The sequence below is a fragment of the Paenibacillus sp. FSL H3-0469 genome (assembly GCF_038051945.1).
Lineage (GTDB): Bacteria > Bacillota > Bacilli > Paenibacillales > Paenibacillaceae > Paenibacillus_AQ.
This window is the reverse complement of record NZ_CP150302.1, coordinates 5197597-5220977: the sequence shown is the minus strand read 5'-3', so window position 1 is coordinate 5220977 and position 23381 is coordinate 5197597. Positions and strand designations below refer to the sequence as shown.

Genomic DNA, 23381 nt, shown 5'->3' with positions numbered 1-23381 from the left:
ACAGACAAATACAATTAATTCCCAGCATACTTAATTATTTCACGATTTGTTCTAATGCGGCCTCTACATGGCCCTTCACTCTGACCTTTCGCCACTCTGCGCTCAGAATGCCTTCCTCATCAATTAGAAAAGTAGAGCGGACAATGCCCATGAATTCCTTGCCGTAGAGCTTCTTAAGCTGCCATACCCCGAACAATTCGCTCACTGCATGGTCCTCATCGGACAATAGCGGAAAGGGCAGGCTGTTCTTGGCAATAAATTTGCTGTGCGAGGCTAGAGGATCGGCGCTGATTCCAAGTACAACTGCCCCATTAGCGGCAAGGGTATCATGGGCATCCCGGAAATCGCAGGCCTCTTGAGTGCAGGCCGGAGTACTGTCCTTGGGATAGAAATAGAGCAGCACCTTCCTGCCGCGATAGTCGCTTAAGCTGATGCTGCCACCTGTTGACGCAGGGAGTGTGAAGTCCGGAACCTTGTCGCCTATAGTGATATTCATTTATTATTCACTCCTTGTAATATGGTTAATGATTTCTGAAATTGCGTGTCTTCCCAAAAGAAATTATAATGTAGAGAATGTGAACTGGAAAGGACGAACGAAATGCCGCCAAGAAAGAACCGGCACGCAAAAGCCGGCAAGTCAAAGAAGAAAACGCTGCTCTGGACTCTGGCAATCATACTCCTTTTAATTATCGGAGGTCTGGTTTACTATTTCACTGCTATTTACAACCAGTTGGATAACCTTCATAAAACAGGCGAAGCTTCTCCGTTTGCTAATGTTCCTACAGCCTCGGCGGAGGCGGTTCAGCCCCCTGAATGGGAGGGCACAGAGCCGGTTAACATTCTGCTCATGGGCGTGGATGGCCGCGGGGTGAAGAAGGGCGAGGTGCCGCGTTCCGACACCATGCTGGTGGCCTCTCTGGACCCGGTGAAGAAGAAATTCTATGTCTTCTCTATTCTGCGCGATACGTATGTTGATATTCCCGACCACGGGACCCAGCGGATCAATGCCGCCATTACTTACGGACCCAATACGGCGATGCAGACGGTAAGCGACCTGCTCGGCATTCCGATTCAATATTATGTCTATACCGATTTCCAGGGCTTCATTAAGCTGGTGGATGCCGTGGGCGGTGTGGACTATGAGGTCGAGAAGGACATGCGCTACACCACTAAGGCAGACGGGCCTGAATACGATATTGATCTCAAAAAAGGCTTCCAGCACCTGGATGGCAAAATGGCGCTGCAGTATGTACGCTTCCGCCATGATGCCACCTCCGACTTCACCCGGACCGAGCGCCAGCGCGGCTTCCTTAAGGCGGTGGCGGACAAGGTGATCAGTACCACTTCGATCATCAAGCTGCCGAATATTCTCGGTCAGGTTACGCCTTATATCGACACGAACCTTGACGCGAGCGACATGTGGAAGCTGGGCGCTGTAGGTTATGACAGCTCTATGGGCGGCAGCGAGCAGATTCCGCCGATGAAGCTGATCCGGGAGAAGACCCTCAAGGACGGCTCCCAGGTGATAAGCTTCAGCAGCGAGAAGGCACTGAAGCAGTTCGTAGAGGATACACTCACTGCACCGGAACCATCGCCAACTCCTGGAGCAGAGGCTTCACCAGGCAGCAGTCCTACAGCATCACCGGTAACAAAGTAACATCCAATATAACCATGCTTGGCACACGGGGCGGGCGGACAGCGGGAATCAGCCGCGGTTCGCCCTTTCCCATGGGCGCAAGCCAAGAAGAAAGGAACATTATCTATGAACCGCAGCACATCAGAACAGTTATACGAGGAAGCTCTCCAGCATATTGTCGGGGGTGTGAACAGCCCCTCCCGCTCCTTTAAGGCCGTAGGCGGAGGAGCTCCTGTCTTCATGAAACACGCCGGAGGCTCACGCTTCTGGGATGAGGACGGCAATGAATATATTGATTATCTGGCCGCCTACGGCCCGATCATAACCGGACATGCCCACCCGCATATCACCACTGCCATTACAGAGGCCGCGCAGAACGGACTGCTCTACGGAACACCAACCCGGCTTGAGATCAAGCTGGCCAAGATGCTGAAGGAAGCCATTCCTTCGATGGACAAAGTACGCTTCGTCAACTCCGGTACAGAAGCCGTCATGACGACCATCCGCGTCGCCCGCGCCTACACCAAGCGCAGCAAAATCATCAAATTCGCCGGCTGCTATCACGGCCACTCTGACCTTGTGCTTGTAGCCGCAGGCTCAGGCCCGTCGACCCTGGGTATTCCAGACAGCGCAGGCGTTCCGGCCAGCATCGCCCAAGAGGTCATCACCGTTCCCTTTAATGATCTGGATGCCCTGCGTGAAGCATTGGAGAAATGGGGCCAGGATGTGGCTGCCGTTATGGTTGAGCCGATTGTCGGCAACTTCGGTATGGTTATGCCGCAGCCGGGCTTCCTGGAAGGCCTGTGCAAGCTGACGCACGAGAACGGCTCCCTGGTTATCTATGATGAAGTGATTACCGCTTTCCGTTTCCACTATGGCTCCACCCAGACCTATGCCGGTCTTGCGAATCATGAGGAGATTATTCCCGATCTGACGGCCCTCGGCAAAATCATCGGCGGCGGGCTGCCGATCGGTGCTTACGGCGGACGCAAGCATGTCATGGAGCAGGTCGCTCCGCTCGGCCCTGCTTATCAGGCCGGCACGATGGCCGGTAACCCTGCCTCGATCTCGGCAGGAATTGCCTGCCTGGAGGTGCTTAGCGCAGAAGGCGTCTATGACGAGATGGAGCGTCTGGCCATCCGGCTGACCGAAGGACTTCAGACCTCCGCTGACCGTCACGGCATTCCGCTCACCATCAACCGGATTCGCGGCGCCTTCTCCACACATTTTTGCAGCCATCCCATTACGAATTATGAAGAAGCACAGGATACCGATGGTGAAATGTTCGCCAGCTTCTTCCGGCATATGCTGAGCCGGGGCATCAACCTGGCCCCGTCCAAATATGAGGCGTGGTTCCTGACCACCGCCCATACGGATGCCGACATCGACCTCACCCTCGAAGCAGCAGAGGCTTCGTTCGCGGCTATGGCTGCGGAGAAGTAATCCGCAGCGCCGGCCATGCTCCTCAATACGCTTATCATAGACCTATGCGGACAGAGAAGACGCTATTGTTGCGATAAATCCGGTTTTTACGCCTAGCGCGGACTCAGAAGCTCTTAACCCTGTCTTTTCAGCTGATAGAGACCAAAAAGTGATAAGTTAACGTCCTCCGTGTCCGCCTAGCCTGAGGATTTGTAATTTTTCTCTGGATAAGGGCCTCCCAGTCCATCACGCAGGATAATAGAGCCTTTCCTATACAGGAGCGTCCCGGTTCGGCAGGGCTCCTGCATAACAATGAGGGGGTGTCTCAACAGCCATGCACATGGCCTGAGACACCCCCTCATTCATCATTTAAAAGTCGATTGGCTTATCCAAACGGACAGATACGCTACGAACAGATACAGCGTTTAAGCGAGGCTCATCCGCCACCCTCCGCTACTTGCCCTTCTGCTCATACAGGCTGCGGATCTCCACATCCTGCGGAAGCTTGAACGGATTCTGCGGATTGATCCGGTCGTAGAACATCATTCCGTCCAGATGATCCATCTCATGCTGGATAATGATCGCCTGATAACCCTTGAATTTCTGGGTTATCACCTCGCCGTTCAGATCAAAGCCCCTGACCTTCACAGACTCATAACGCGGTACGAAGCCGTGCACCGGCCGGTCTACAGACAGGCAGCCCTCGCTCTCCGGCAGATAGACCATGGCCATCGAATGGCTGGTAATCTTAGGATTCACCCAGGTATATTCCACATTTTTGCCGTTATCATCCTTCAAATACATGACAAACATCCGCTTCGATAGTCCGATCTGATTGGCGGATAAGCCTACCCCTGAGCGCAGCTTATATTTGGCAGCCATCTCGGCATCCTGACTGTTCTTCAGGAACTGCATCATGCTCTGCAGCGCACCGCGGTCCTCCGCCTGCAGCGGCAACTGTACAGGCTGCGTTACCGAACGCAGGACAGGGTCGCCTTCCCGTATGATATCCTCCATCGTGATGATGTAATCCGCATTATACTTTATACTAGACAACTGGGTTCATCCACCTTTTCCACTACGGGACTGATTTGATGATGCTATGGTTAGATTATGCGCGACTACGGATTAATGAAAGCTGTCCGCAGTTTGCTGCTGTAATTCACATCGAAGCCCAGTCCGGTAGCGAGCGCGGCGAGCGGAAGATAGGTTTTATCCTCTTTACCGACCTTGTGCAGAAAAGCTGGAGTATCAATCGCCACATCCGCACCGTTCACCTTAATGGTCTTCGAGCCGATTGTAATAACCACCGTTCTTCCGCCGTAAATTACGGTCGCGCTGGAGGTTTTGTTATCCCATTTGCCGTCCGCCGAGACCGCATTCAGAATATCCTTCAGCGCCAGGAAGTTTTGCCCGTTCTTCAGAATGGGCTTATTGGGTGTATTCAGCTCCTTACCCTTCACCACGATGGACATCGGTGCTGTCTCCGAAGCCATCGCCGTTACTGCCGGCGTACGGTATTCCCCCCACTGCAGCTCAGCAAATACAGAAGCAATCCGTTCATATCCAAGCTGCGTAGGATGGAAGTCTGCCGCCCCGGCTCCGATGATATGAGTTAGCGATCCCTCTACACCGGCGAACTTCGCGGCTACATGAGCTACCTTAAGAGGAGCGCCTGCCTGGTTCAGGGTAGCCGCGATATTCTCAGCCGCGATGGTGAACTGTGCAGCTGCATTCATCAGTTTGTCATACGAAGCCCCCAGAGCGATTTTTGGAGCAGGCTGATACTGGTCGGCCAGCAGAATGGTTGCCTGCGGATTCACTTCCCGGACATTCTTCAGCAGCGCTGTTACATTACTGCTGTATTCCGTCAGACGCTCCGCAAGCTGGGAAGCGAAATCGGCATCAGTCAGCGTCTTGTAATTCAAGAACAGGCTGCTGACATCATTACCGCCGATGGTAATGGTAATGAGATCCGCCGCAGCGAGCTCTGTTCTAATCTGCGGGGCCAGCGCGGCAAATTGCAAGGTACGCGGATCAGACAGCCCTGGCTGAATGGCCTCCGGCGTAATGGCCGCACCGTCCTTAATAGCTCCGGTGTATTGAAGCAGTCCCGCTGTCTTAAGGCCCAAGATGCCATAATTCTTAAGCTCACTTCTCCCATGATACCAGCCCTGCTCCAGTAATCGCTCAGCGTATCCGTACGGCTTCACGCTGGGATCAGTCATTCCAGGCTCATACCCGGCAGTAATGGAATCTCCAAGTGCTACGATACGAAAGACATCCTGCTCCGTTCCTTGCGCCACGGCTGCTGCAGCAGCATCCGCCGGACCTGCATGCACATTAATTAATACGGTGAACAACAGCAGTCCGCTAGTAGAAGCTGATATTAACCTTCTCCATGTCTTCAGCATCGTATTCCTCCTAAATTAGTATAATTCTATTCTAACATCCCGCCTCGCACAAGTGGAAACGGCTTTGCCATCCTTTTAAAGGACGGTACCGTTTCAGCGAGAAATAGAAGGATAATCTATCGTGTGAAACATATAGATTCTTATATTTGCACAAAAGAGCGGTCTTCCGATTATTCGGAAAACCGCTCCTGGGATAACAGCAGCAGCTTATTGCTCCCCGCTGCCCGATTCTGAAGATTTCTTCGGTCCGCCAGTGCTTGGCTGACCGCTTGCCTGGTCTGAGCGTTTCACATATTTATCATACCGGTCATCCAGCTCATAAGCGATTTTGCGGTAACGAAGCGTCTCTTCGACTATAGGGTCAAGTGTAGTCTGTATGCGAATCTCATACTTGGGCGAAATCTGACGGATCTCCTTGGCCTGCCGGTCCGCCTGCTGCATCTCGCCGTCCTCCAGAAGCTCGCTTAGTCTCCGCTCCAGATCTTCATTCTCATTCATAACAGTGTAAGCCCTCCTACTGCTTCTTGAAGCCTGTGGCATCTGCAGCCTGCAGGGACGTAACCAGATAATCATGAATTCGTCCATTGCTTGCGACTACATGGCGTGTGCTGATATCGTAGGGATCGCCCAGCGTATTCGTGACCTTGCCGCCGGATTCCAGCACCAGCAGCACCCCGGCCGCGCAATCCCAAGGGCTCAGTCCAACCTCCCAATACCCGTCCACTCGTCCGGCAGCAACATAAGCCAGATGGAGTGCCGCCGATCCTCCTGCACGAATGCCGCGAACCTGCGGCATAATCTGCTGCAGCCCGGCCATATTCGCCGGCTGGGCCAACACGCGGTCCGGCGGGAAGCCCATAGCGATCAGGCTGTTACCCGGCAGTGTCTCCGCTGATACCTTCGTAGGAATCCCGTGCATGTATGCACCCTTCCCCTTCTCGGCCACGAACATCTCGTCCCGGATCGGATCATAGATCACGCCTACCGTAAGCTCTCCCTTAACCACCAGAGCAATCGATACGCAATAGAACGGGAAGCCGTGCACGAAATTGGTCGTGCCGTCTATCGGATCGACGATCCACAGGTACTCATGCTCCCGCGCTTCATCCAGGGCGGCCGTCAATGCCTCCGCACCAGGCTCAACACCCTCCTCGCCAAGGATGGCATGGTCGGGATAATGGGTCAGGATTAGCCGGCGGATCATCTGCTCCACACCCTTATCGACCTCCGTGACCAGATCCTGGGCCGATGTCTTACTGCCCAGCTCCTTCACCTGGCCTTGTCTGCTCTTGATCCATTCCCCCGCTTTGGCCGCAGCATTGATGGCTGCCGCCGTATGTCCCTTGCTTGTAACTACATAGGGCTGCCGTTCATTTCGGTTATCAGGACTTACAGGACTCATCTCTTCACTCCGCTTTCTTTGCGCATGATTGTTCTCCCGGGGAACACTGTTTCCGCAGGATACCATTTCTCTGCCTTAGAACATGCTTGCTCAACTTTCTTTCAACGTACCTCATTTCAGCTGACTTATCAAGTCATGGCTGGCACCGCTATAAAGCCTAACTGTCAAGTTTTTTGCCAGTTATGGTTCTATATTCACGCTGGCTCCGTTTAGTACCATAATTCCATTCCCGCCCTCAGCCAGTCCCTTCATCTCCTCCATCAGACCGAACAGGGCGCCATCCTTGAGCTTCGCCTCAATCATCACATCTACGGCGGGAGTATCCGCAGCAATCCGTTTCAGAAAAGCAACCAGCGGTGCCGGCTCCACCCCATCGGCATGGCTGCGCGGATCAGACGGGCTGCGCGGGCTGGACACGTGAATCTTCGGCGGCAGATGAGCGCCAGGCGGCACATCCTTCAGCGCCAGAGGGCTTGTCCATGTCTTCAGAATCTCCGGCCACAGCTCCCAGGGGAACTCGCCTTCATTGTTGACCCATTGGTGATGGATATCCAGCACCATCGGCAGTCCCACTCTGCGGCACACCTCCAGCGTCTCCACCGCGTTGAACGTCTTGTCGTCGTTCTCCAGTGTCATCCGCTCTCTAAGTGCAAGCGGCAGTGCAGAGCATTGCACGCAGAAGCGTTCCGCAGACAAAGGCTTGTCCCCGTAGGCGCCGCCGATGTGGATATTGCTCTTAGCCGTCGCCGGCAGCCCCATCGAGTCCAGCATATCTGTATGATGCTGCAGATCACGGATCGAGCTTGCAAGCACCTCCGGCCGCGGTGTACTCAGCACCGTGAAGTGATCCGGGTGGAAGCTGACACGCAGCCCGTGCTTCTTCACATAGCTACCCACCTCAGCGAATTCCTCCGCAAGAGCAGCCAGCGGATTCCAGTCCGCCAGATCAGGATGGGTTGCCAGCGGAACCAGCTTGGAGGTGAGCCTGTAGACCTTAATATCCGAGCCGACATTATGCTTCAGCAGACGGAGCGTATTATGCAGATTCATCCGGGCGATGGATTCCAGCTTACGAAGGCCCGCCTCCCGGTCGCCCAGTTTGTTAAAGCTTGCCATAGTCATCGTTTTGGAGGGAGAACAGTCAGGAATCACCGTAGACATGGCGACATAGCCGAAGCGGACGATCATCCCTCTTCCCCGAAGAACATCTCGAAGGCAAGAGCCGTCTGTACGCGTGACTCTTCCTCATTCAGCTTACGGACCAGATCCATTTCCACCGCCGTAACCTCATTGCCCTGAAAATTGATTTCTGCGATCGACGCAGAAATTTTGACAATGGCCACCGCTACATTCTCCGGGGTATAGGCGATCACCTTCTGGCCGGTCGGATAGACACGGAAGCCCTGCTTCACCATTTTGGTACGTCCGTACTCCAGCAGTTCGTACAGCTCCTGCTCATTCTTGAACTTGCACACCGAATTGAATTCTGATTGAAACCCCATGCACCTCTCTCCTTCCCGGCTGGAATACTCCCGCCGATCAACGTGGTTTATTCATTATCGTACTTCAGGCCCTGTCTGAACCGGTAACGCTCCAGCGCCAGCCCGATCATACGGTCCAGCAGTACTTTATAGGACACACCGGTCTCACGCCACAGCAGAGGATACATGCTGAACGGGGTGAAGCCGGGCATGGTATTCACTTCATTAATAAGAATCTTGCCGTCAGACTTCCGCAGGAAGAAGTCGGCCCGGGTAATCCCGCTGCCCTCAATAGCCTTGAAGGCCAGTATCGCCGACTCCCGCAGACGATCCGCTACCTCGGGATCGACAGGTGCCGGGATAAGCATCTGTGACTTGCCGTCAGTGTATTTGGCCGCATAATCATAATATTCACCGGAAGAGACGATTTCACCCGGAACCGAAGCCTCCGGCTCCTCATTGCCGAGTACCGCCACCTCCACTTCCCGCGCATCCACGAACTCCTCAATAATCACCTTCGTGTCATAACGGAAAGCATAGTCCACAGCCTTGATCAGACTTTCCTTGTCGGTAGCCTTGGAGATTCCTACGCTGGAGCCCAGGTTGGCTGGCTTGACGAAGACCGGATACCCCAGCTTATCCTCCAGATCTATAATCAGCTCATGCTTGCGCTGTCTCCAGCTCACAGCATTGAAGTAGCAATAGTCACATTGCTCCAGCCCCGCCTCGCCGAACAGCTTCTTCATAACGACCTTATCCATGCCCGCTGATGAAGCCAGTACCCCTGCACCGATGTACGGGATATTCGCCATCTCGAACAGTCCCTGAATGGTGCCGTCTTCGCCGTTCGTACCATGCAGCAGCGGGAACATCACGTCGATGACCTGCTCGCCTCCGCTGAGCCCGCTGAACAAGGCATTCAGAGCCGTGCCCATATCACCAGCCACCCCGGAGAGCTTAAGCTGCTCAATTGCGGGGAAGGGAGCCTCCAGCACTGCACCTACCTTCCATACCCCCTGCTTGGAGATATAGAACGGAATAATCTCATATTTATCGTAGTCAAAAGCGTTCATAACCGCATAAGCCGTCTGCAGCGATACCTCATGCTCTCCGGATTTGCCGCCGTACACCAGTCCTACGGTAGTTTTAGCGTTCCCCATGCATTAACCTCTTTCTGAACTATAAATAGTCATTAATATGAAAAAAACGATAAGCCGTCCGGTCCGTCCAGGCGTAGGAATCCTTGTAATCCCAGAAGCGGTGACGGCTGCTAACCGTCCGCGCATTCACCAGCGGCTGCCCTCCCGCATCAAATGCGGTAACAATCGTGCTGTGCTGATAATGTCCGTTCCCGTCCCAGTCATACTGAATAATGTCGCCCAGTTGAAGCTGCTCCGGCCGCTCGACAATCTCTGCACGCAGCCCGCTTCCCCGGCTCCCGCTCAGATAACGCTTCAGGCTGTCGGAGACCGCCCAGCTGAAGCTCCACCATTCCTGGGCTCCATTATAGCCCTTGTACCACCAGCCCGTTTCTCTTTTACCAGTATAGTTGATAGGTGCTCCCCCTGCAAAGAGACATTGAGAGACGTAATTGGTGCAGTCCACCTCAAAAATCTCGAACTCCGGGTTCCCTTCCTTCCACCAAAGGTCAGCATAGGCTGCGGCTTCTTCCCGGCGGTAGCGCACCTCTCGAACACCACTAGCGCCCTTCAGGACACGGCGGTTCAGCAGCGGCTGGGACGGACGCGGATCGGACAGAGCCTCTCCCCACTCCGAGAGCCGCAGAGCCGGGTCCTTCTCCACCACCTTGCGTACCCCATTCCGCTCAGGCACACGGCGCTCCACGTTCACAATTTCCCAGCCGTCCTTTTCACGTACAAAGGTCAGGCGTTCCGACTCCACCACATCCTCACGGTGCGTCATCCCGCCCTTCTCGTAATAGAAGGCGCTGTGCAGCGCCACATCGGCGACCACCTCAGCTGGGTTCTGCCGCACGGTCCGCAGCGTCCGCACCCCCGTCTCCCCGCGCAGCGGAGTAATGCCCCGGCGGGTGTACCACTGGGCGATCCGGCGGGAACGCGTGCGCTGTTCGTCCAGGAACCGGGGGTCCCTGATCGTGGTGTGGCGCGGCTCAGCGCCAGGTGCAACCCGCCCCTTGTTCAGCTGGTCCACATAGACATAGAGACTTTTCTTCCACTGCTGCTCCATTCATACTCCGCCCTTTCGTTCACAGATAAGAATGTATATGATGTAAGCTAAGAATATTCCTTCACGGTATCACCGCCATTATGGCTGCTGTCCTATGTATATGAAGGATTGCTTGCACCTATACGGAAGCGGGAGCGATTTAACTGCAGGGAAGTCAGGGGGCAGAGGGTTCTATGCATCTGTGTGAACCCTGAATATACCTTACATCAAGGAGCAAAAAAAACTTTACTCCCCCCATTGTAAACGTTATACTTAAAGTATATAAATTATGAAATGTAGTTTCACCAGATGAAACGAGGAGGCGCATATATGCCAAGCAAGGACCATTTCTCATTGGCCAAGAACCTGAAATCAGGTGGCAAAACTTATCGCTACTATCATTTGAACGCTCTGGAGGAGCAAGGTACAGGCGACATTTCCTCCCTGCCATTCTCCATTAAGGTATTACTCGAAGCGGCTGTCCGCCAATATGACGGACGGGCGATTACCGAAGAACATGTCAAGCAGCTGGCTAACTGGTCCGGCGGCATTGACCGCAATAAGGAAATCCCGTTCATTCCTGCCCGGATTGTCCTGCAGGATTTCACCGGCGTGCCTGTAGTTGTCGATCTCGCGGCTATGCGCGATACCGTCAAGAAGGCGGGCGGGGACCCGAAGAAGATCAACCCGCTTGTACCGGTTGACCTTGTTATTGACCATTCCGTTATGGTTGATGCGTTCGGAACGGCGGATGCCCTTGAATATAATATGAACGTAGAATTCGAGCGTAATGAGGAGCGCTACCGCTTCCTGCGCTGGGCACAGACCGCCTTCAATAATTTCCGTGCGGTTCCTCCGGCAACCGGAATTGTGCATCAGGTGAATCTGGAGTATCTGGCTTCTGTGGCGGCCACCAAGACCATTGACGGAGAGACCGTTGTCTACCCGGATTCCCTGGTCGGCACGGATTCCCATACGACAATGATCAACGGCCTTGGCGTAGTGGGCTGGGGCGTCGGCGGAATTGAGGCTGAAGCAGGAATGCTCGGACAGCCGCTGTATTTCGTTACCCCGGATGTCGTCGGCTTCAAGCTGACCGGCAGTCTGATGGAAGGCGCTACAGCTACCGATCTGGCCCTTACCGTTACCCAAATGCTGCGCAAAAAAGGCGTAGTCGGCAAGTTCGTCGAATTCTACGGCCCGGGTCTGGCGAACATCAGTCTGGCAGACCGTGCGACAGTAGCCAACATGGCTCCTGAATACGGTGCAACGATCGGCTTCTTCCCTGTAGACGATGAGACGCTGGCCTATCTGCGCAGCACCGGACGCCCGGATGAGCTGGTAGAGCTGGTAGGGGATTATTATAAGGCGCAGGGCATGTTCCGCACCGCAGAGACACCGGACCCTACGTTCAGCGATATCATTGAGCTGGATCTGGCTTCTGTGGTTCCCAGCCTGGCCGGACCGAAGCGTCCGCAGGACCGGGTAGAGCTTACCCATATGAAGGAGAATTTCGAAGGCATTATCCGTACACCTGTCGATAAGGGCGGCTATGGCCTCAGCGACGAGAAGATTGCCGAAGAAGTTGAGATTCAGCACAAGAACGGAAGCAGCAGCAAGCTCTCAACAGGAGCGGTTGTCATTGCAGCCATCACGAGCTGTACGAACACCTCCAACCCGAGCGTAATGCTGGGCGCAGGACTGCTTGCCAAGAAGGCTGTAGAACGCGGTCTGACCAAGCCCGGATATGTCAAAAGCAGCCTGACTCCCGGATCGCTGGTCGTTACGGAATATCTGCAGAAGGCGGATCTGCTGAAGCCGCTGGAAGCGCTCGGCTTCTACCTGGCCGGCTACGGCTGCGCCACTTGTATCGGTAACTCCGGCCCGCTGCCGGATGAAGTCAGCGAAGCCATTACCGAGCATGATATGACGGTTGCCGCAGTCATCTCCGGGAACCGTAACTTCGAGGGCCGCGTGCATGCCCAGGTCAAAGCCAACTATCTCGCTTCACCGCCGCTGGTTGTCGCTTACGCTCTGGCCGGCACAGTGAATATTGACCTGAAGACCGAGCCGCTGGGCTATGACCCGCAGGGTGAGCCTGTCTTCCTGGCCGATATCTGGCCGACTACAGCCGAGATCCGCGAAGCCACCCTGCGCTCGCTCAGTCCTGAAATGTTCCGCAGCAAATATGAGAATGTATTCACGGCCAATGAACGCTGGAATAACATTCCGGTACCGGAAGGCGAGCTGTATGAATGGGACAGCAACTCCACCTACATTCAGAATCCGCCATTCTTCGAGCATCTGGCAGACGGTGCCTCTGACATTAAGGATATCAGAAGCTCGCGTGTACTTGCGCTGCTTGGCGATTCCGTCACTACCGACCATATCTCACCGGCCGGGAATATCACAGCATCCGGTCCGGCCGGAGAATATCTGCGGGGACATGGCGTGGAACGCGCCGACTTCAACTCCTACGGCTCGCGCCGCGGGAATCATGAGGTGATGATGCGCGGTACCTTCGCCAACATCCGTATCCGCAATGCAGTGGCTCCTGGAACAGAAGGCGGCGTAACCACCTTCCTGCCAAGCGATGAGGTCATGTCGATCTATGACGCCTCCATGCTGTACCAGTCGGCCGGACAGAACCTGATCGTTATCGCCGGTAAAGAATACGGCACAGGCAGCTCCCGCGACTGGGCCGCCAAGGGAACACTCCTTCTCGGAGTCAAAGCCGTCATCGCTGAGAGCTTCGAGCGGATTCACCGCAGCAATCTCGTCGGCATGGGCGTGCTGCCGCTGCAGTTCCAGGAAGGCCATGGCTGGAGCAGCATGGGACTGACCGGACGCGAGACCTTCGACATTACCGGTCTTGACAACCATGTCCTTCCCGGACAGGAGCTGACAGTCACTGCTACCCGTGAAGACGGCACCCAGTTCGACTTCCCGGTCATTGCCCGTCTCGACAGCAGCGTAGATATCGACTACTACCGCAATGGCGGTATTCTGCAGACGGTACTCCGCCAGATGCTGGCAGATGCTACAGCTTCAGAAGCGGCTCAGCCGGTAGAATAAGACAGCTTCATAAGGCTAGATCATTATACAAGCTGCGCCGGTATCAGATTTCAGTCTGATACCGGCGCAGCTTTTTGTCTTATTCAGGAATGCCCTATTTGACCGACAGCAGGCTGGTCGTAATGAAATCCAGCTGTTTCTCCAGGGAGATCGGGTCATTGTACGTATCGGCGGCAGGATTCAGCTGGAATACATTTCCTGCCTTGACCGCCGGAAGCCCCTTCCACAGCGGATTGTCATAGACAATCTTCGGGTCTGTAGTATCCCCTGACCATGGGCAGGTGAAAATAATATCTCCGGCATAGTCCGGCAGCTTCTCCATAGAAATGGAAGCCCAGCCTGTTCCGCTGTCGATGGCCTCCTTCTGCGCTTCTGCGGGAGCCTTCAGCCCGAACTCACCATACAGAATCTCACCGCCCCGGCCATAGTTATGCCCGAAGACATACAGCCCCTTGGCATATGGATTCAGGATGGATACGGTCTTATTGCCAACAGCAGCCTGTACCTGCGGCTTCAACTCAGCAATGCGGGCCTCCCACTGGGCGATCCAGGCCTTGGCTTCATCATTTTTGTTCACCAGCTTGCCGTAGTCGAGCATCTGATCCTTATAATTCTTAGCGCCATATTTAATCTGTACCACAGGCGCGATTTCCTTCAGCTTATCGATGCCTTCTGTTCCGGTATACACAATAATCAGGTCAGGTTCCAGGGCCAGGATATTCTCCGGGGTGACATCATCACCAAGCCCTTCTGCCCCTTCAAGCATCTCTGCAAGATACGGACTATCCTTGGCTCCTTGCATGACCCCTACCGGCTTCACACCCAGCGCCAGGAGATATCCTGTATAAAAGGCTGTAGTATCCACGATTCTCTGTGGATTCTTAGGCACTTGAACCTCACCGGCACCATCCTGGAAAGTAACCATCTCTGCTTCAGCGGAAGAATTTCCAGTAGCCGGAGCAGCCGTGGGTGCTTCAGAAGCTGCAGGTGCAGGTGCATTCGCTGCCGTCCCGGAGCCAGAGCCGGAGTTAGCCGATGAACCGCAGGCTGCCAGCAGGACAGCCATGACGAGAGTAAAAACAATCAGGACAAGACTTTGTTTAGAGTATCGCAAGATAATCCCCCTATGTATATATGATATTGATAATCATTATCATTAGTAATATATCACAGAGTTTGCAGACTGACAACTCCCCGGACTTTTCCGCAGCAAGTGGAAACGGTACCGTCCTTTTAAGGGACGGTACCGTTTCGGCGAAAAATCCCCTTTCGCTGGAAAGGGGATTTCATTTCTCTGAAATAAGCGGATAAATTATCGCAGCCTCAGGAGACCTTCAGGACATCTCGATACGTTCGGAATCGAATATTCTTTTATAGACCAGAGCTATGATCTGTGAACGGTCCGTTACGTTCATTTTATTAAAAATGCGGCTTAGATGATTCTTGACGGTATGCTCGCTGATAAACAAGGCGCTGGCAATCTCCTTATTCGTCTTGCCCAGAATAATCAGCTCCAGCACTTCCTCCTCACGCGGTGAGATTCCCCATTCCTCCTTGGGCGTCTTCAGCGCTGTACTGTTCAGCAGCTTCCCTGCAGACACACCTCTTTTGACGGGCATCGCTTCCGAGCGGCTGCGCAAAAAGGATTGGAAGGTATTGCGCGGCTCAGTGTATAGCTCCCCGACCACATGGTCATCCAGATAGAAGCGGGAGGGGTTCAGCCACTCCAGATCCGCGTCCGCCAGCAGCTCCTTGTCTGCGCCTTTGCCTGAATGATGAAGCACCAGCACGAGCAGTTGGGCAGTGACAGAGACCGAAGGCTTATTGATCTCAAAATAGAACGAAGCAAACTGGTCCACCTGCTTCAGCAAAGAAAGCTCTTCCAGGTAGAATCCGTACCCATGCAGGAATTCCAGCCTGAACGGAGCCAGCAGCGCAGCCGTTCTCATCTGCTCTGACTCCCGCTCCGGCAGCCCTGTATAACGGGCAAGCTCATACGCCATAGCAGAAGCCTCTGCCGACAGGCGGTGCAGCTCGGGATTACTGAGCTGGAGATAATGAAGCGTCTGGCTGGTGAAGACCCCTGCCTGCTTCATATGTCTGGCTTCCTTCTCGATCAGACGGATCGAAGTGCTCGCCAGACTGGCAAGACAGCCCGTTAAGGACAGCCACTCCTCAGCTTCGCTGCGGCGTCTGAAGCCCACAGACAGAATGCCCTTGAATACCTTCTCGGCAATCAGCGGACATTCGAGCAGGACCTGCCCCTCCACCTCCCCGTTGATGATCGCAGAAGAGAGAAAGGCCTGCGAGGAGTAACGGGACTGGAGGTCCTGGACATACGGCATAATCTCCTCCGTCCTCCACCCCTTGGCGTAATGGGTATCGTCCGGCTGCTCCTCGAAGAATACGAGCACCGATGACGGGAAGAAAGGCATGCCCATAATCATATCCAGCAGCCCGGCGCCCAGCTCCTGTGTGGATGCGGCCTGCGGCAGCAGGCGGGCAGCTTCCTTCAAACGCAGGGTGGCCTCCCTGCGCAGGGCTTCACGCTGTACCAGCTGCTCTCCCCGTCCGGATAAGCCCAGGAGCGCAGTAACATTCTGCTCGTACTGGGCATAGTCCTGTATCAGGCGGCTCTTCCCAAAGCCCACAGCGAGCAGCAACGCTCTCTTCCCGCTGTGAATTCTCACCGGATAGCATGACAAATATTCCGGCTGCGTCATCCCGCGCTGGGTGAAGAATAACGATCTCGAATCTTGGGCAACGCTCTGCCAATGCCTGGGCTCCATGCCCAGAACTGCCTGCCCCAGAAAACCGTCTCCTTGCTGGAACCCGGCATTCATGAGGAGTCCTGCTTCTTTGCCGGCAGAATATTTCACCTTGAACTGGCCGGCCTCCTCCTCTTGGGCAAAGGCATACAGCTCTGCATCAGATAACGTACCGGCCATCTGCTGCAGCACAACCTCTATCTTCAGGAACTCACTCTCCAGATTGGATAACAGCTGGGAAATCAGCAGACCCCGTCTCTGTTCCAGCGGCTTCACTGCGCACCCCGCCAGCAATTTGGAGAGCACATTCCCGAGCACACTCAATTTCCCCCTGATGCTGACGATGCCTTCCCGGCTAAGCTCAGGCATGACGGCCAGTACATCCTTCAGCATGTCATAGTCAGGGTGATTCCGCATCTTGGCCTCGAACGCCTGCAGCACAAGCCCGCGGGTGCCTTCTTCCATATATAAGCCGGACCATAAATAGTACGTCTGTCCATAGTCAGGAACCAGCGGACTGACCACATACTTCAGCCCGGGGACCCACTCCTCAAGTATGGCAGGATATGATAAGGGGCCCAATCTGAGCAATGCAGGCTCGAAGGGCCGCTCTATGACCTGTAAAGATTTAAACATCTTCTGATAGAATATTCCGGACAGCGTTGGGCGGGTAACCACATTCCCGGCCTGATCCGTAAGCACAAGCGCCTGACCCGTAACAGAGCCGAACGTATCCTGGAGCTCTTGAATTTCTCCCATCAGTGAATCGGGTATAACTACTTTCATCCCATCACCTCGTGCACTGGATTCCTCTTATTTCTTCAATCTCAATTTAGCTAATCATTACTAATGATAGTCCATTTTAACTAGATATACAATGAATGTCGAAGGCTGAATAGCCTGCATTTCCTAAAGTTTTCCTGCGCGGATCTGCTGCCGGAGGCCTCCAGCTCAGCTCATCATTAGGCCCATTTCAGCAGCGGCCTCAGCTAAAATGACAGCATATTCCTCCAGAGTCTCCCGCGACAGACGGCTGACCGGGCCGGACAGCGAGAGCGCTGCTACCACGCCCCCGGCCCGGCCGGCGATGGGCACAGCCACGGCTGCCGCTCCCGGCTCCCGTTCCTCGAAGCTGGTCGCATAGCCGCGGCGGGTAATCTCCTTCAGCTGCTCCAGGTACAGGCTGCGGTCTACGCTGTCCGGCCATGCGGGGTCGGCCAGCAGCCTGACCTGCACTTCAGGCGGCGCGTAAGCAGCCAGCACCTTGCTGGATGCGCCTACCGAGAGCGGCAGCCTTGCACCGATCTGGGCTACCCGGCGGATAGCCTGGCGGCTCTGCACCGCCTGAATGCGCACACGCTCCAGATTGTCGCGCAGATACAGGCTGACTGTCTCGCCCAGGCGGTCGCGCAGCCGCTCCATGGCGGGCAGCAGAAGAGCCGCCGGCTCGTTCAGCGTCGGAAGATGTGTGGACAGCTCCCAGATGCGGATACCCAGGCGGTATTTGTCAGTCCCCTCGTCCCGCTGCAGGAAGCCCTTCTCCTCCAGTGTAGTCAACAGACGGTGCACTGTGCTTTTATGCAGGCCGATCTTCGCAGAGATCTCCGTGAGACTAAGGTCATAATCATCATTATCCTGAGTAAAGCACAGTAATATATCCAGCGCACGTTCTACGGCGCGTACAGTCAGCTTCCGGTCTTCCACCCCGATCTCCCCTTCACATGTTTCACCTATTGAAACCCGGTTACATAATTATTAAGATATCCCTATCTTAGTGCAAAAGCCTAAATAAAGTCCAGCAGATTCCGTATCCATAATCAGCCGTCCGCAGTTTACAGTTACATTACAAAAGAACCATTTCCATTGACTTTGTAAGGGCATAAATTTACGATTAAATATATGAACTATTCATGCTCTGAATCTTGAATTTTTCCAGGAGGGGACCTTATGAATCTGGCAACTAGTCATCCCGGCGCGCCGGTCTCCCGTATGCCTAACGAGGATAAGCCTGCTTCGTCAACCTTAATTCCGATTCGGATGATACGCGTCAAGCACATCATTGTGGCCCTGCTGTTATCCGTATTCTTCTTCTTTGTATTCTGCTTCATCGCTCTGCATGCCTATATCGCCTGGGTACTCTCGAATCCTACCGTAGCCCCGCTCTACTCCAATCCTTATCAGGCCAAGGGGCTCGCTTACGAGGATATCAGCTTCCCTGCCAAGGACGGCAGCCGGATGATGGAGGGATGGTATATTCCTTCCAAGGGAGCTACCAAGACCATTGTCTTCAGTCACGGCTACGGCGCAAACCGCGAAGAGAGCTGGGTTCCCATGTATGATCTGGCCCACTATGCGCACAGCCTGAGATTCAATGTCGTCATGTTCGACTACGGCTTCGCCTCCAAGACCGACAGGGATATCGCAACCGGCGGCAAAAAGGAATCCCAGCAGCTGCTCGGAGCCATTGAGTTCGCCAAGGAGCAGGGGGCAGACCAGATTGTGGTCTGGGGCTTCTCGATGGGCGCAGGCACCGCCCTGCAGGCAGGACTTGTAACCAAAGATGTGGATGCGATGATTTTGGACAGCACCTTCCTGCTGGAGCCGGACACCCTGTACCATAACATCAAGCAGAACATCAATCTTCCCCGCCAGCCTTCGCTGGAGATTATGGAGATGCTCTTCCCGGTGCTGAACGGCACAGGACTGAATCAGATTCCTTATTCCAAGGTCAAATCGGAGGATTATCCGTTCCCGGTGCTGTTCATGCATGGCACTAAGGACGATAAGGCACCTTATCCGATTGCCGAGGAGCTGGCGGCGAACCAGAGCAATCCGTATTCGGATTCATGGATTGTGGAGAACAGCCATCATGAGCTGCTGTTCCGCGAGCACCCGCGTGAGTATCTGCGGCGGGTATCCGCTTTTCTCGGGAATGTACAGCTGGCCCAGATCGGCGGGAGCCACAGCAATCCAACCGCAAGCAAATAAGCTTCTTATCGTTACCCTAAGGCATGTGCAGATGTATCTTGTGATACATTCTGTGCATGCCTTTTACTGTGCGTGGCACCAGGACCTTCAGTCCACCGCGATTCCCCGCACAGGCTAGTCTCATAAGCTGTTCCTCTCCCGCATATAATGGACCGATGAAACTTTAGGACGGGAGGACTACATGTCATGCCATATGTATTCGTTGCACCGCCGCCAGTACAGATTCTAGGGGAAATCGCCTTCTGGAAAAAACAGGAGAAGGAGCATGCCGAGGTTCTAATCCAGATCATCCCACGCCTGGAGGAGCCTTATGTGAAGCTGCTGGAGGACTGGGCCATTGTATTCCTGGCTACAGAACAGGCGGCCCAGCATCTGCTTTCCACTCCGCAGGCACCGGACACTGGCGGTCCCGGGAGTCCATCCGCCGAAGCCGGGCTGCTGCTGCACACCGCCTGCGACCAATCCGCCGAATTCATCAGGCATCTTAAGGCCATGAAGGCAGCCAGCGCCGCCGTCAATGCCTTCCCCCTGGCAGGAACCACGCTGCTGCACTTCATCCGGGAGTCTGAATACTTCCTCGCTGTGCTGGCTGCTCTGACCCCTGCGGACTACGGGCCCGGGATGCTGCGGATGAATCCGCCGGCGCAGGCTGAAGCCGCTCCTTCACCCGCTCCGGCTGCAAGCGGAGAAAGTCTTCAGGGAACAGGAAGCTTCGCAGTTCCGTTATGGGAATCCCGCGAGGCAGGCCCGGTTCCCATCGGCGGGCATACGCTTCCCCCTCTGCCTTATGCTTATAATGCACTGGAGCCGTATATTGACGAGAAGACGATGATCATCCATCACGACAAGCATCACCAGAGCTATGTAGACGGCCTGAACAAGGCGGAGAACAAGCTGGCGGAAGCGCGCCTGAGCGGCGACTTCGATCTGGTTAAGCATTGGGAGCGGGAGCTTGCTTTCAATGGGGCCGGACACTATCTGCATACGATCTTCTGGAATGTCATGTCCCCGCAAGGAGGCGGCCGGCCCTCCGGTGCCCTGCTGGACGCCATAGAACGCAGCTTTGGAAGCTACGAAGCCTTCAAGGCCCAGTTCACTGAGGCCGCGGGTAAAGTCGAGGGCGGCGGATGGACCCTCTTGGTCTGGAGCCCGCGCAGCCGCAGACTGGAGATTCTGACGGCTGAGAAGCATCAGAACCTGTCCCAATGGGATGTCGTTCCGCTGCTGGCACTCGATGTGTGGGAGCATGCCTATTACCTCAAGCATCAGAACAACCGCGCCGATTACATCCAGGACTGGTGGAGAGTCGTCAACTGGCCTTATGTCGCCGAGCGCTACGGGGCTGCCCGCAAGCTGGTCTGGGAGCCTTTCTAAGGCTCTGTGGTGTCTTCGGTTTCCGCCGCATGCCGCATAAATCCTGATGGATTTTCCCCTCTCATGGCGGTGTTCTGCGTATCTATTTCTATGGTCAATTCTGAGGGCATTCACTCTCACTGACCGCTTGTTTGAGGCAGCATTGTTGCAATTTTTGCAGGATTTTTCTAGAAATATGACTGGTTGCGGTGTATTGTTGTATCATTTGCAGGAATTTAGGTGCTTATAGCAAGTTAGCGCTGCATTTGTTGCATTTCGTGCATGATTTCCGCATAGGGCGCTTCTATCGGACAGCATTGTTGTACTTCTTGCAGGATTTTTCTAAATTTATTAGAAGCTGTGGCGTGTCGCCCCACGCATTCCCCGCGCAAAAAAAGCCCGCCGCCACTGTCGAAGTGGCAGGCGGGCTTATCCGTTCCTATTCCTTGATCAGGGCCAGGAACTCTGCTCTTGCCGCAGCGTCCTCGCGGAATGAGCCGCGGGTGGCCATCGTAACCGTCTTACTGCCCGGCTTCTTCACGCCCCGGGCACACATGCACAGATGCTCCCCTTCGACTACAACCATGACACCGTGCGGATTCAGCACCTCGGTCATGATGTCGGCGATCTGGGCTGTGATACGTTCCTGCACCTGTAACCGGCGGCTGACCGCTTCTACGAGCCGGGCCAGCTTGCTGAGTCCGGCAATGCGGCCGCTGGGAACATAGCCGATATGCACCTTGCCGAAGAATGGAGCCATGTGATGCTCGCATTGGCTATAGTAGACAATATCCTTCACAATGACCAGCTCTTCATGAGACTCGTCGAAGGTTACGCCCAGCGCTTCGCGCGGATCAACGGAATAACCGCCGAAGATCTCTTCATACATCCGGGTCACTCTGGCCGGTGTTTCCAGTAGGCCTTCACGGCTGGTATCCTCACCGATTAATTCCAGAATCTTCTCTACATGATATTCAATCTGCTCCCGGTTTACAGAAACCTTCCCGTTCTTGTACTCCTTGATGCCCCCCATGAAAACTCCCTCCTTCCGCACCTGCAGCTGACTCTTATCTATTTCATACGTTCCTCATTATTACATTACTTCTTGCGGGAATTTCCTTTGCCCGCAGCAGGCCGTCCCGGCGGATTACCATTCTTCATCATCTGCTGGGCACGCTGCATTTGCTTCCCGTTCAGGTTATACCCCATTTGCTTGGCAACCTTCTGCAGCATTTCAGGATCATTCTGCATCGTTGTCATCTGTCTGCGCAGATAATACACACCGATGAAGAATCCGCCAATCAGACCTACCACAAGCGTAATAATAGGCAATGCAATATTCATCTGTAATCCACCTTTGTACTCTATTGTCTGGCGATAACCCTATTCAGGCACGCGAATCTATCATAGCATTTCAACAACTGGACAGCAATTGGCAAATCCCGCTGCCGGCCGGTTCATTCTTCGTCTGCCGCTCCCTGCTCCCGGAGTTTGCCTACAGCCTGCTCCAGCATGTCGCACACCGTGCTGTCCTCTTCGCTCTTCAGCGCCTGCTCAACAGCCGCCAGCGCTTCTTCGCCGCCGATGCGGCTGAGCGCCCAGGCCGAGGTTCCGCGCATTTCCGGCCGGGGCTCCTTCAGCAGAAGCTCCGTCAGCTTCGGCACCGCCGAAGCCTCCTTGAAATTGCCCAGCGCAATGACCGCGTTGCGCTGGATCGGCTTCTTGCCGCGCCATGCCGCCGAGCTGCTGCCGAACTTCTCCTTGAACTCCCGGTTGCTGAGGTCCAGAATCGGCATCAGCAGCGGCTTAACCACCTCAGGGTCAGGCAGAAGCTGCGGGCGGTGGTTCCAGTTCTTGCCCCGGTTATGCGGGCAGACAATCTGGCAGGTGTCGCAGCCGTACAGCCGGTTGCCGATCTTGGTCATATAGTGATCGCTCAGGAAGCCCTTCGTCTGGGTCAGGAAGGAGATACAGGCCTGGGCATTGAGCTGCCCCGGGCCGACCAGCGCGCCGGTAGGGCAGGCGTCGATGCATTTGGTGCAATCGCCGCAGCCCTCCTCTACAGGCTGGTCCGGGGGAAGCGGGAGATTCGTCACCATCTCCCCCAGATAGATCCATGATCCCCACTTGGGTGAGATTATGGCACAGTTCTTGGCGCTGAAGCCTATGCCCGCCCGCTCTGCTACAGCCCGGTCTACAAGCGCTCCCGTATCCACCATACTCTCAAGCACGGCATCCGGGACGCGCTGACGGATGAAGCTCTCCAGCTTCGCCAGCGCTTCCCGAAGCACATGATGGTAATCCTGGCCCCAGGAGGCGCGGGCCAGGATACCTCTGCGCGCACCCGGCTCGGATTTGGGCGGGTCCTCCATTTTGGAGGGATAGGCCACCGCAATGGCAATGATGGAGAGCGGCTGCTCCCCGGACTGCAGGGCCGGAACGGTCCGCTTGTCCAGATCCGGCTCCTCGAACCCGGATTCATAGCCGTTGTCCCGATGCTCCTGGAGAATGTTCTTCAAATATAAAAACGGCTCCGCAGTGGTGAACCCGATATCATCAATACCGAGCTCAGCTGCAGCCGCCTTAATCTCAGCCTTAAGTTCCTCCCACCTGGAAGGAGGCGGAGCGTAACCTTTCTGGATGTTGAGGTGCATA

General features: G+C 54.9%; 19 protein-coding genes and 1 pseudogene. 5 read left to right on the top strand and 15 right to left on the bottom strand.

Annotated features, from left to right (window positions below):
- Window positions 1-34: 34 nt before the first annotated feature.
- Window positions 35-496, bottom strand: coding sequence for a thioredoxin-dependent thiol peroxidase (bcp, locus tag NSS83_RS23005; RefSeq protein WP_341346544.1), 462 nt, complete (start codon window positions 494-496; stop codon window positions 35-37).
- A 102-nt stretch (window positions 497-598) separates the two neighbouring features.
- Here bcp and NSS83_RS23000 point away from each other — a divergent pair, with 102 nt between their 5' ends.
- Both NSS83_RS23000 and NSS83_RS22995 read left to right on the top strand, forming a co-directional pair.
- Window positions 599-1657: an LCP family protein gene (locus tag NSS83_RS23000; RefSeq protein ID WP_341182698.1), complete on the top strand. Its 1059-nt coding sequence runs from the start codon at window positions 599-601 to the stop codon at window positions 1655-1657.
- Window positions 1658-1762: 105 nt separating this feature from the next.
- On the top strand, window positions 1763-3079 hold the full coding sequence (locus NSS83_RS22995; RefSeq protein WP_341346543.1) for a glutamate-1-semialdehyde 2,1-aminomutase: 1317 nt from the start codon (window positions 1763-1765) through the stop codon (window positions 3077-3079).
- A 432-nt stretch (window positions 3080-3511) separates the two neighbouring features.
- Here the strand turns inward: NSS83_RS22995 and def are convergent, their stop codons facing one another.
- From def to NSS83_RS22955, 8 genes are all read right to left on the bottom strand, one after another.
- Complete coding sequence (gene def / locus NSS83_RS22990; protein WP_341185146.1) at window positions 3512-4075, bottom strand: peptide deformylase; 564 nt, start codon at window positions 4073-4075, stop codon at window positions 3512-3514.
- Window positions 4076-4179: 104 nt separating this feature from the next.
- Window positions 4180-5472, bottom strand: coding sequence for a stalk domain-containing protein (locus NSS83_RS22985; protein WP_341182700.1), 1293 nt, complete (start codon window positions 5470-5472; stop codon window positions 4180-4182).
- Window positions 5473-5679: 207 nt separating this feature from the next.
- The gene (locus NSS83_RS22980) at window positions 5680-5970 is read right to left on the bottom strand and encodes a hypothetical protein (protein ID WP_341182701.1); all 291 of its coding nucleotides are present in this window, start codon (window positions 5968-5970) and stop codon (window positions 5680-5682) included.
- Window positions 5971-5986: 16 nt separating this feature from the next.
- Window positions 5987-6874 carry an inositol monophosphatase family protein gene (locus NSS83_RS22975; protein WP_341182702.1) on the bottom strand — a complete coding sequence of 296 codons (888 nt, stop codon included), beginning with the start codon at window positions 6872-6874 and terminating at the stop codon, window positions 5987-5989.
- Between the two features lie 180 nt (window positions 6875-7054).
- On the bottom strand, window positions 7055-8062 hold the full coding sequence (gene uvsE, locus NSS83_RS22970; RefSeq protein ID WP_341182703.1) for a UV DNA damage repair endonuclease UvsE: 1008 nt from the start codon (window positions 8060-8062) through the stop codon (window positions 7055-7057).
- On the bottom strand, window positions 8059-8376 hold the full coding sequence (locus NSS83_RS22965) for a hypothetical protein (protein WP_341182704.1): 318 nt from the start codon (window positions 8374-8376) through the stop codon (window positions 8059-8061). Before NSS83_RS22965 ends, uvsE begins: the two co-directional genes overlap by 4 nt.
- Window positions 8377-8423: 47 nt before the next feature.
- Window positions 8424-9515: a D-alanine--D-alanine ligase gene (locus NSS83_RS22960; protein ID WP_341182705.1), complete on the bottom strand. Its 1092-nt coding sequence runs from the start codon at window positions 9513-9515 to the stop codon at window positions 8424-8426.
- A 19-nt stretch (window positions 9516-9534) separates the two neighbouring features.
- A complete protein-coding gene (locus NSS83_RS22955) occupies window positions 9535-10563 on the bottom strand; it encodes an amidase domain-containing protein (RefSeq protein WP_341182706.1) in 1029 nt (342 codons plus the stop codon).
- A gap of 309 nt (window positions 10564-10872) precedes the next feature.
- Between NSS83_RS22955 and acnA the strand changes: the two genes are divergently transcribed.
- Window positions 10873-13617, top strand: a complete 2745-nt coding sequence (acnA, locus tag NSS83_RS22950; RefSeq protein ID WP_341182707.1) for an aconitate hydratase AcnA — start codon at window positions 10873-10875, stop codon at window positions 13615-13617.
- Window positions 13618-13711: 94 nt separating this feature from the next.
- On the opposite strand, the gene NSS83_RS22945 is transcribed toward acnA, so the two are convergent.
- From NSS83_RS22945 to NSS83_RS22935, 3 genes are all read right to left on the bottom strand, one after another.
- The gene (locus tag NSS83_RS22945; protein WP_341182708.1) at window positions 13712-14731 is read right to left on the bottom strand and encodes an ABC transporter substrate-binding protein; all 1020 of its coding nucleotides are present in this window, start codon (window positions 14729-14731) and stop codon (window positions 13712-13714) included.
- Window positions 14732-14951: 220 nt separating this feature from the next.
- The gene (locus tag NSS83_RS22940; protein WP_341182709.1) at window positions 14952-17171 is read right to left on the bottom strand and encodes a helix-turn-helix transcriptional regulator; all 2220 of its coding nucleotides are present in this window, start codon (window positions 17169-17171) and stop codon (window positions 14952-14954) included.
- A 165-nt stretch (window positions 17172-17336) separates the two neighbouring features.
- The gene (locus NSS83_RS22935; RefSeq protein WP_341182710.1) at window positions 17337-18089 is read right to left on the bottom strand and encodes an IclR family transcriptional regulator; all 753 of its coding nucleotides are present in this window, start codon (window positions 18087-18089) and stop codon (window positions 17337-17339) included.
- 285 nt (window positions 18090-18374) lie between these two features.
- On the opposite strand from NSS83_RS22935, the gene NSS83_RS22930 reads away from it, so the two are divergent.
- Window positions 18375-19373 (top strand): alpha/beta fold hydrolase, encoded by a 999-nt coding sequence (locus NSS83_RS22930; RefSeq protein WP_341185147.1) that lies wholly within the window; start codon window positions 18375-18377, stop codon window positions 19371-19373.
- A 186-nt stretch (window positions 19374-19559) separates the two neighbouring features.
- Complete coding sequence (locus NSS83_RS22925; protein WP_341182711.1) at window positions 19560-20747, top strand: Fe-Mn family superoxide dismutase; 1188 nt, start codon at window positions 19560-19562, stop codon at window positions 20745-20747.
- A 418-nt stretch (window positions 20748-21165) separates the two neighbouring features.
- Here the strand turns inward: NSS83_RS22925 and folE are convergent, their stop codons facing one another.
- The 3 genes and pseudogenes from folE to queG all read right to left on the bottom strand — a co-directional run.
- On the bottom strand, window positions 21166-21759 hold the full coding sequence (folE, locus tag NSS83_RS22920) for a GTP cyclohydrolase I FolE (protein WP_341182712.1): 594 nt from the start codon (window positions 21757-21759) through the stop codon (window positions 21166-21168).
- 65 nt (window positions 21760-21824) lie between these two features.
- A complete protein-coding gene (locus NSS83_RS22915; protein WP_076161298.1) occupies window positions 21825-22070 on the bottom strand; it encodes a YneF family protein in 246 nt (81 codons plus the stop codon).
- A gap of 119 nt (window positions 22071-22189) precedes the next feature.
- Window positions 22190-23380, bottom strand: a pseudogene (queG, locus tag NSS83_RS22910) (tRNA epoxyqueuosine(34) reductase QueG); the annotation flags it as partial.
- Window position 23381: the final 1 nt, after the last annotated feature.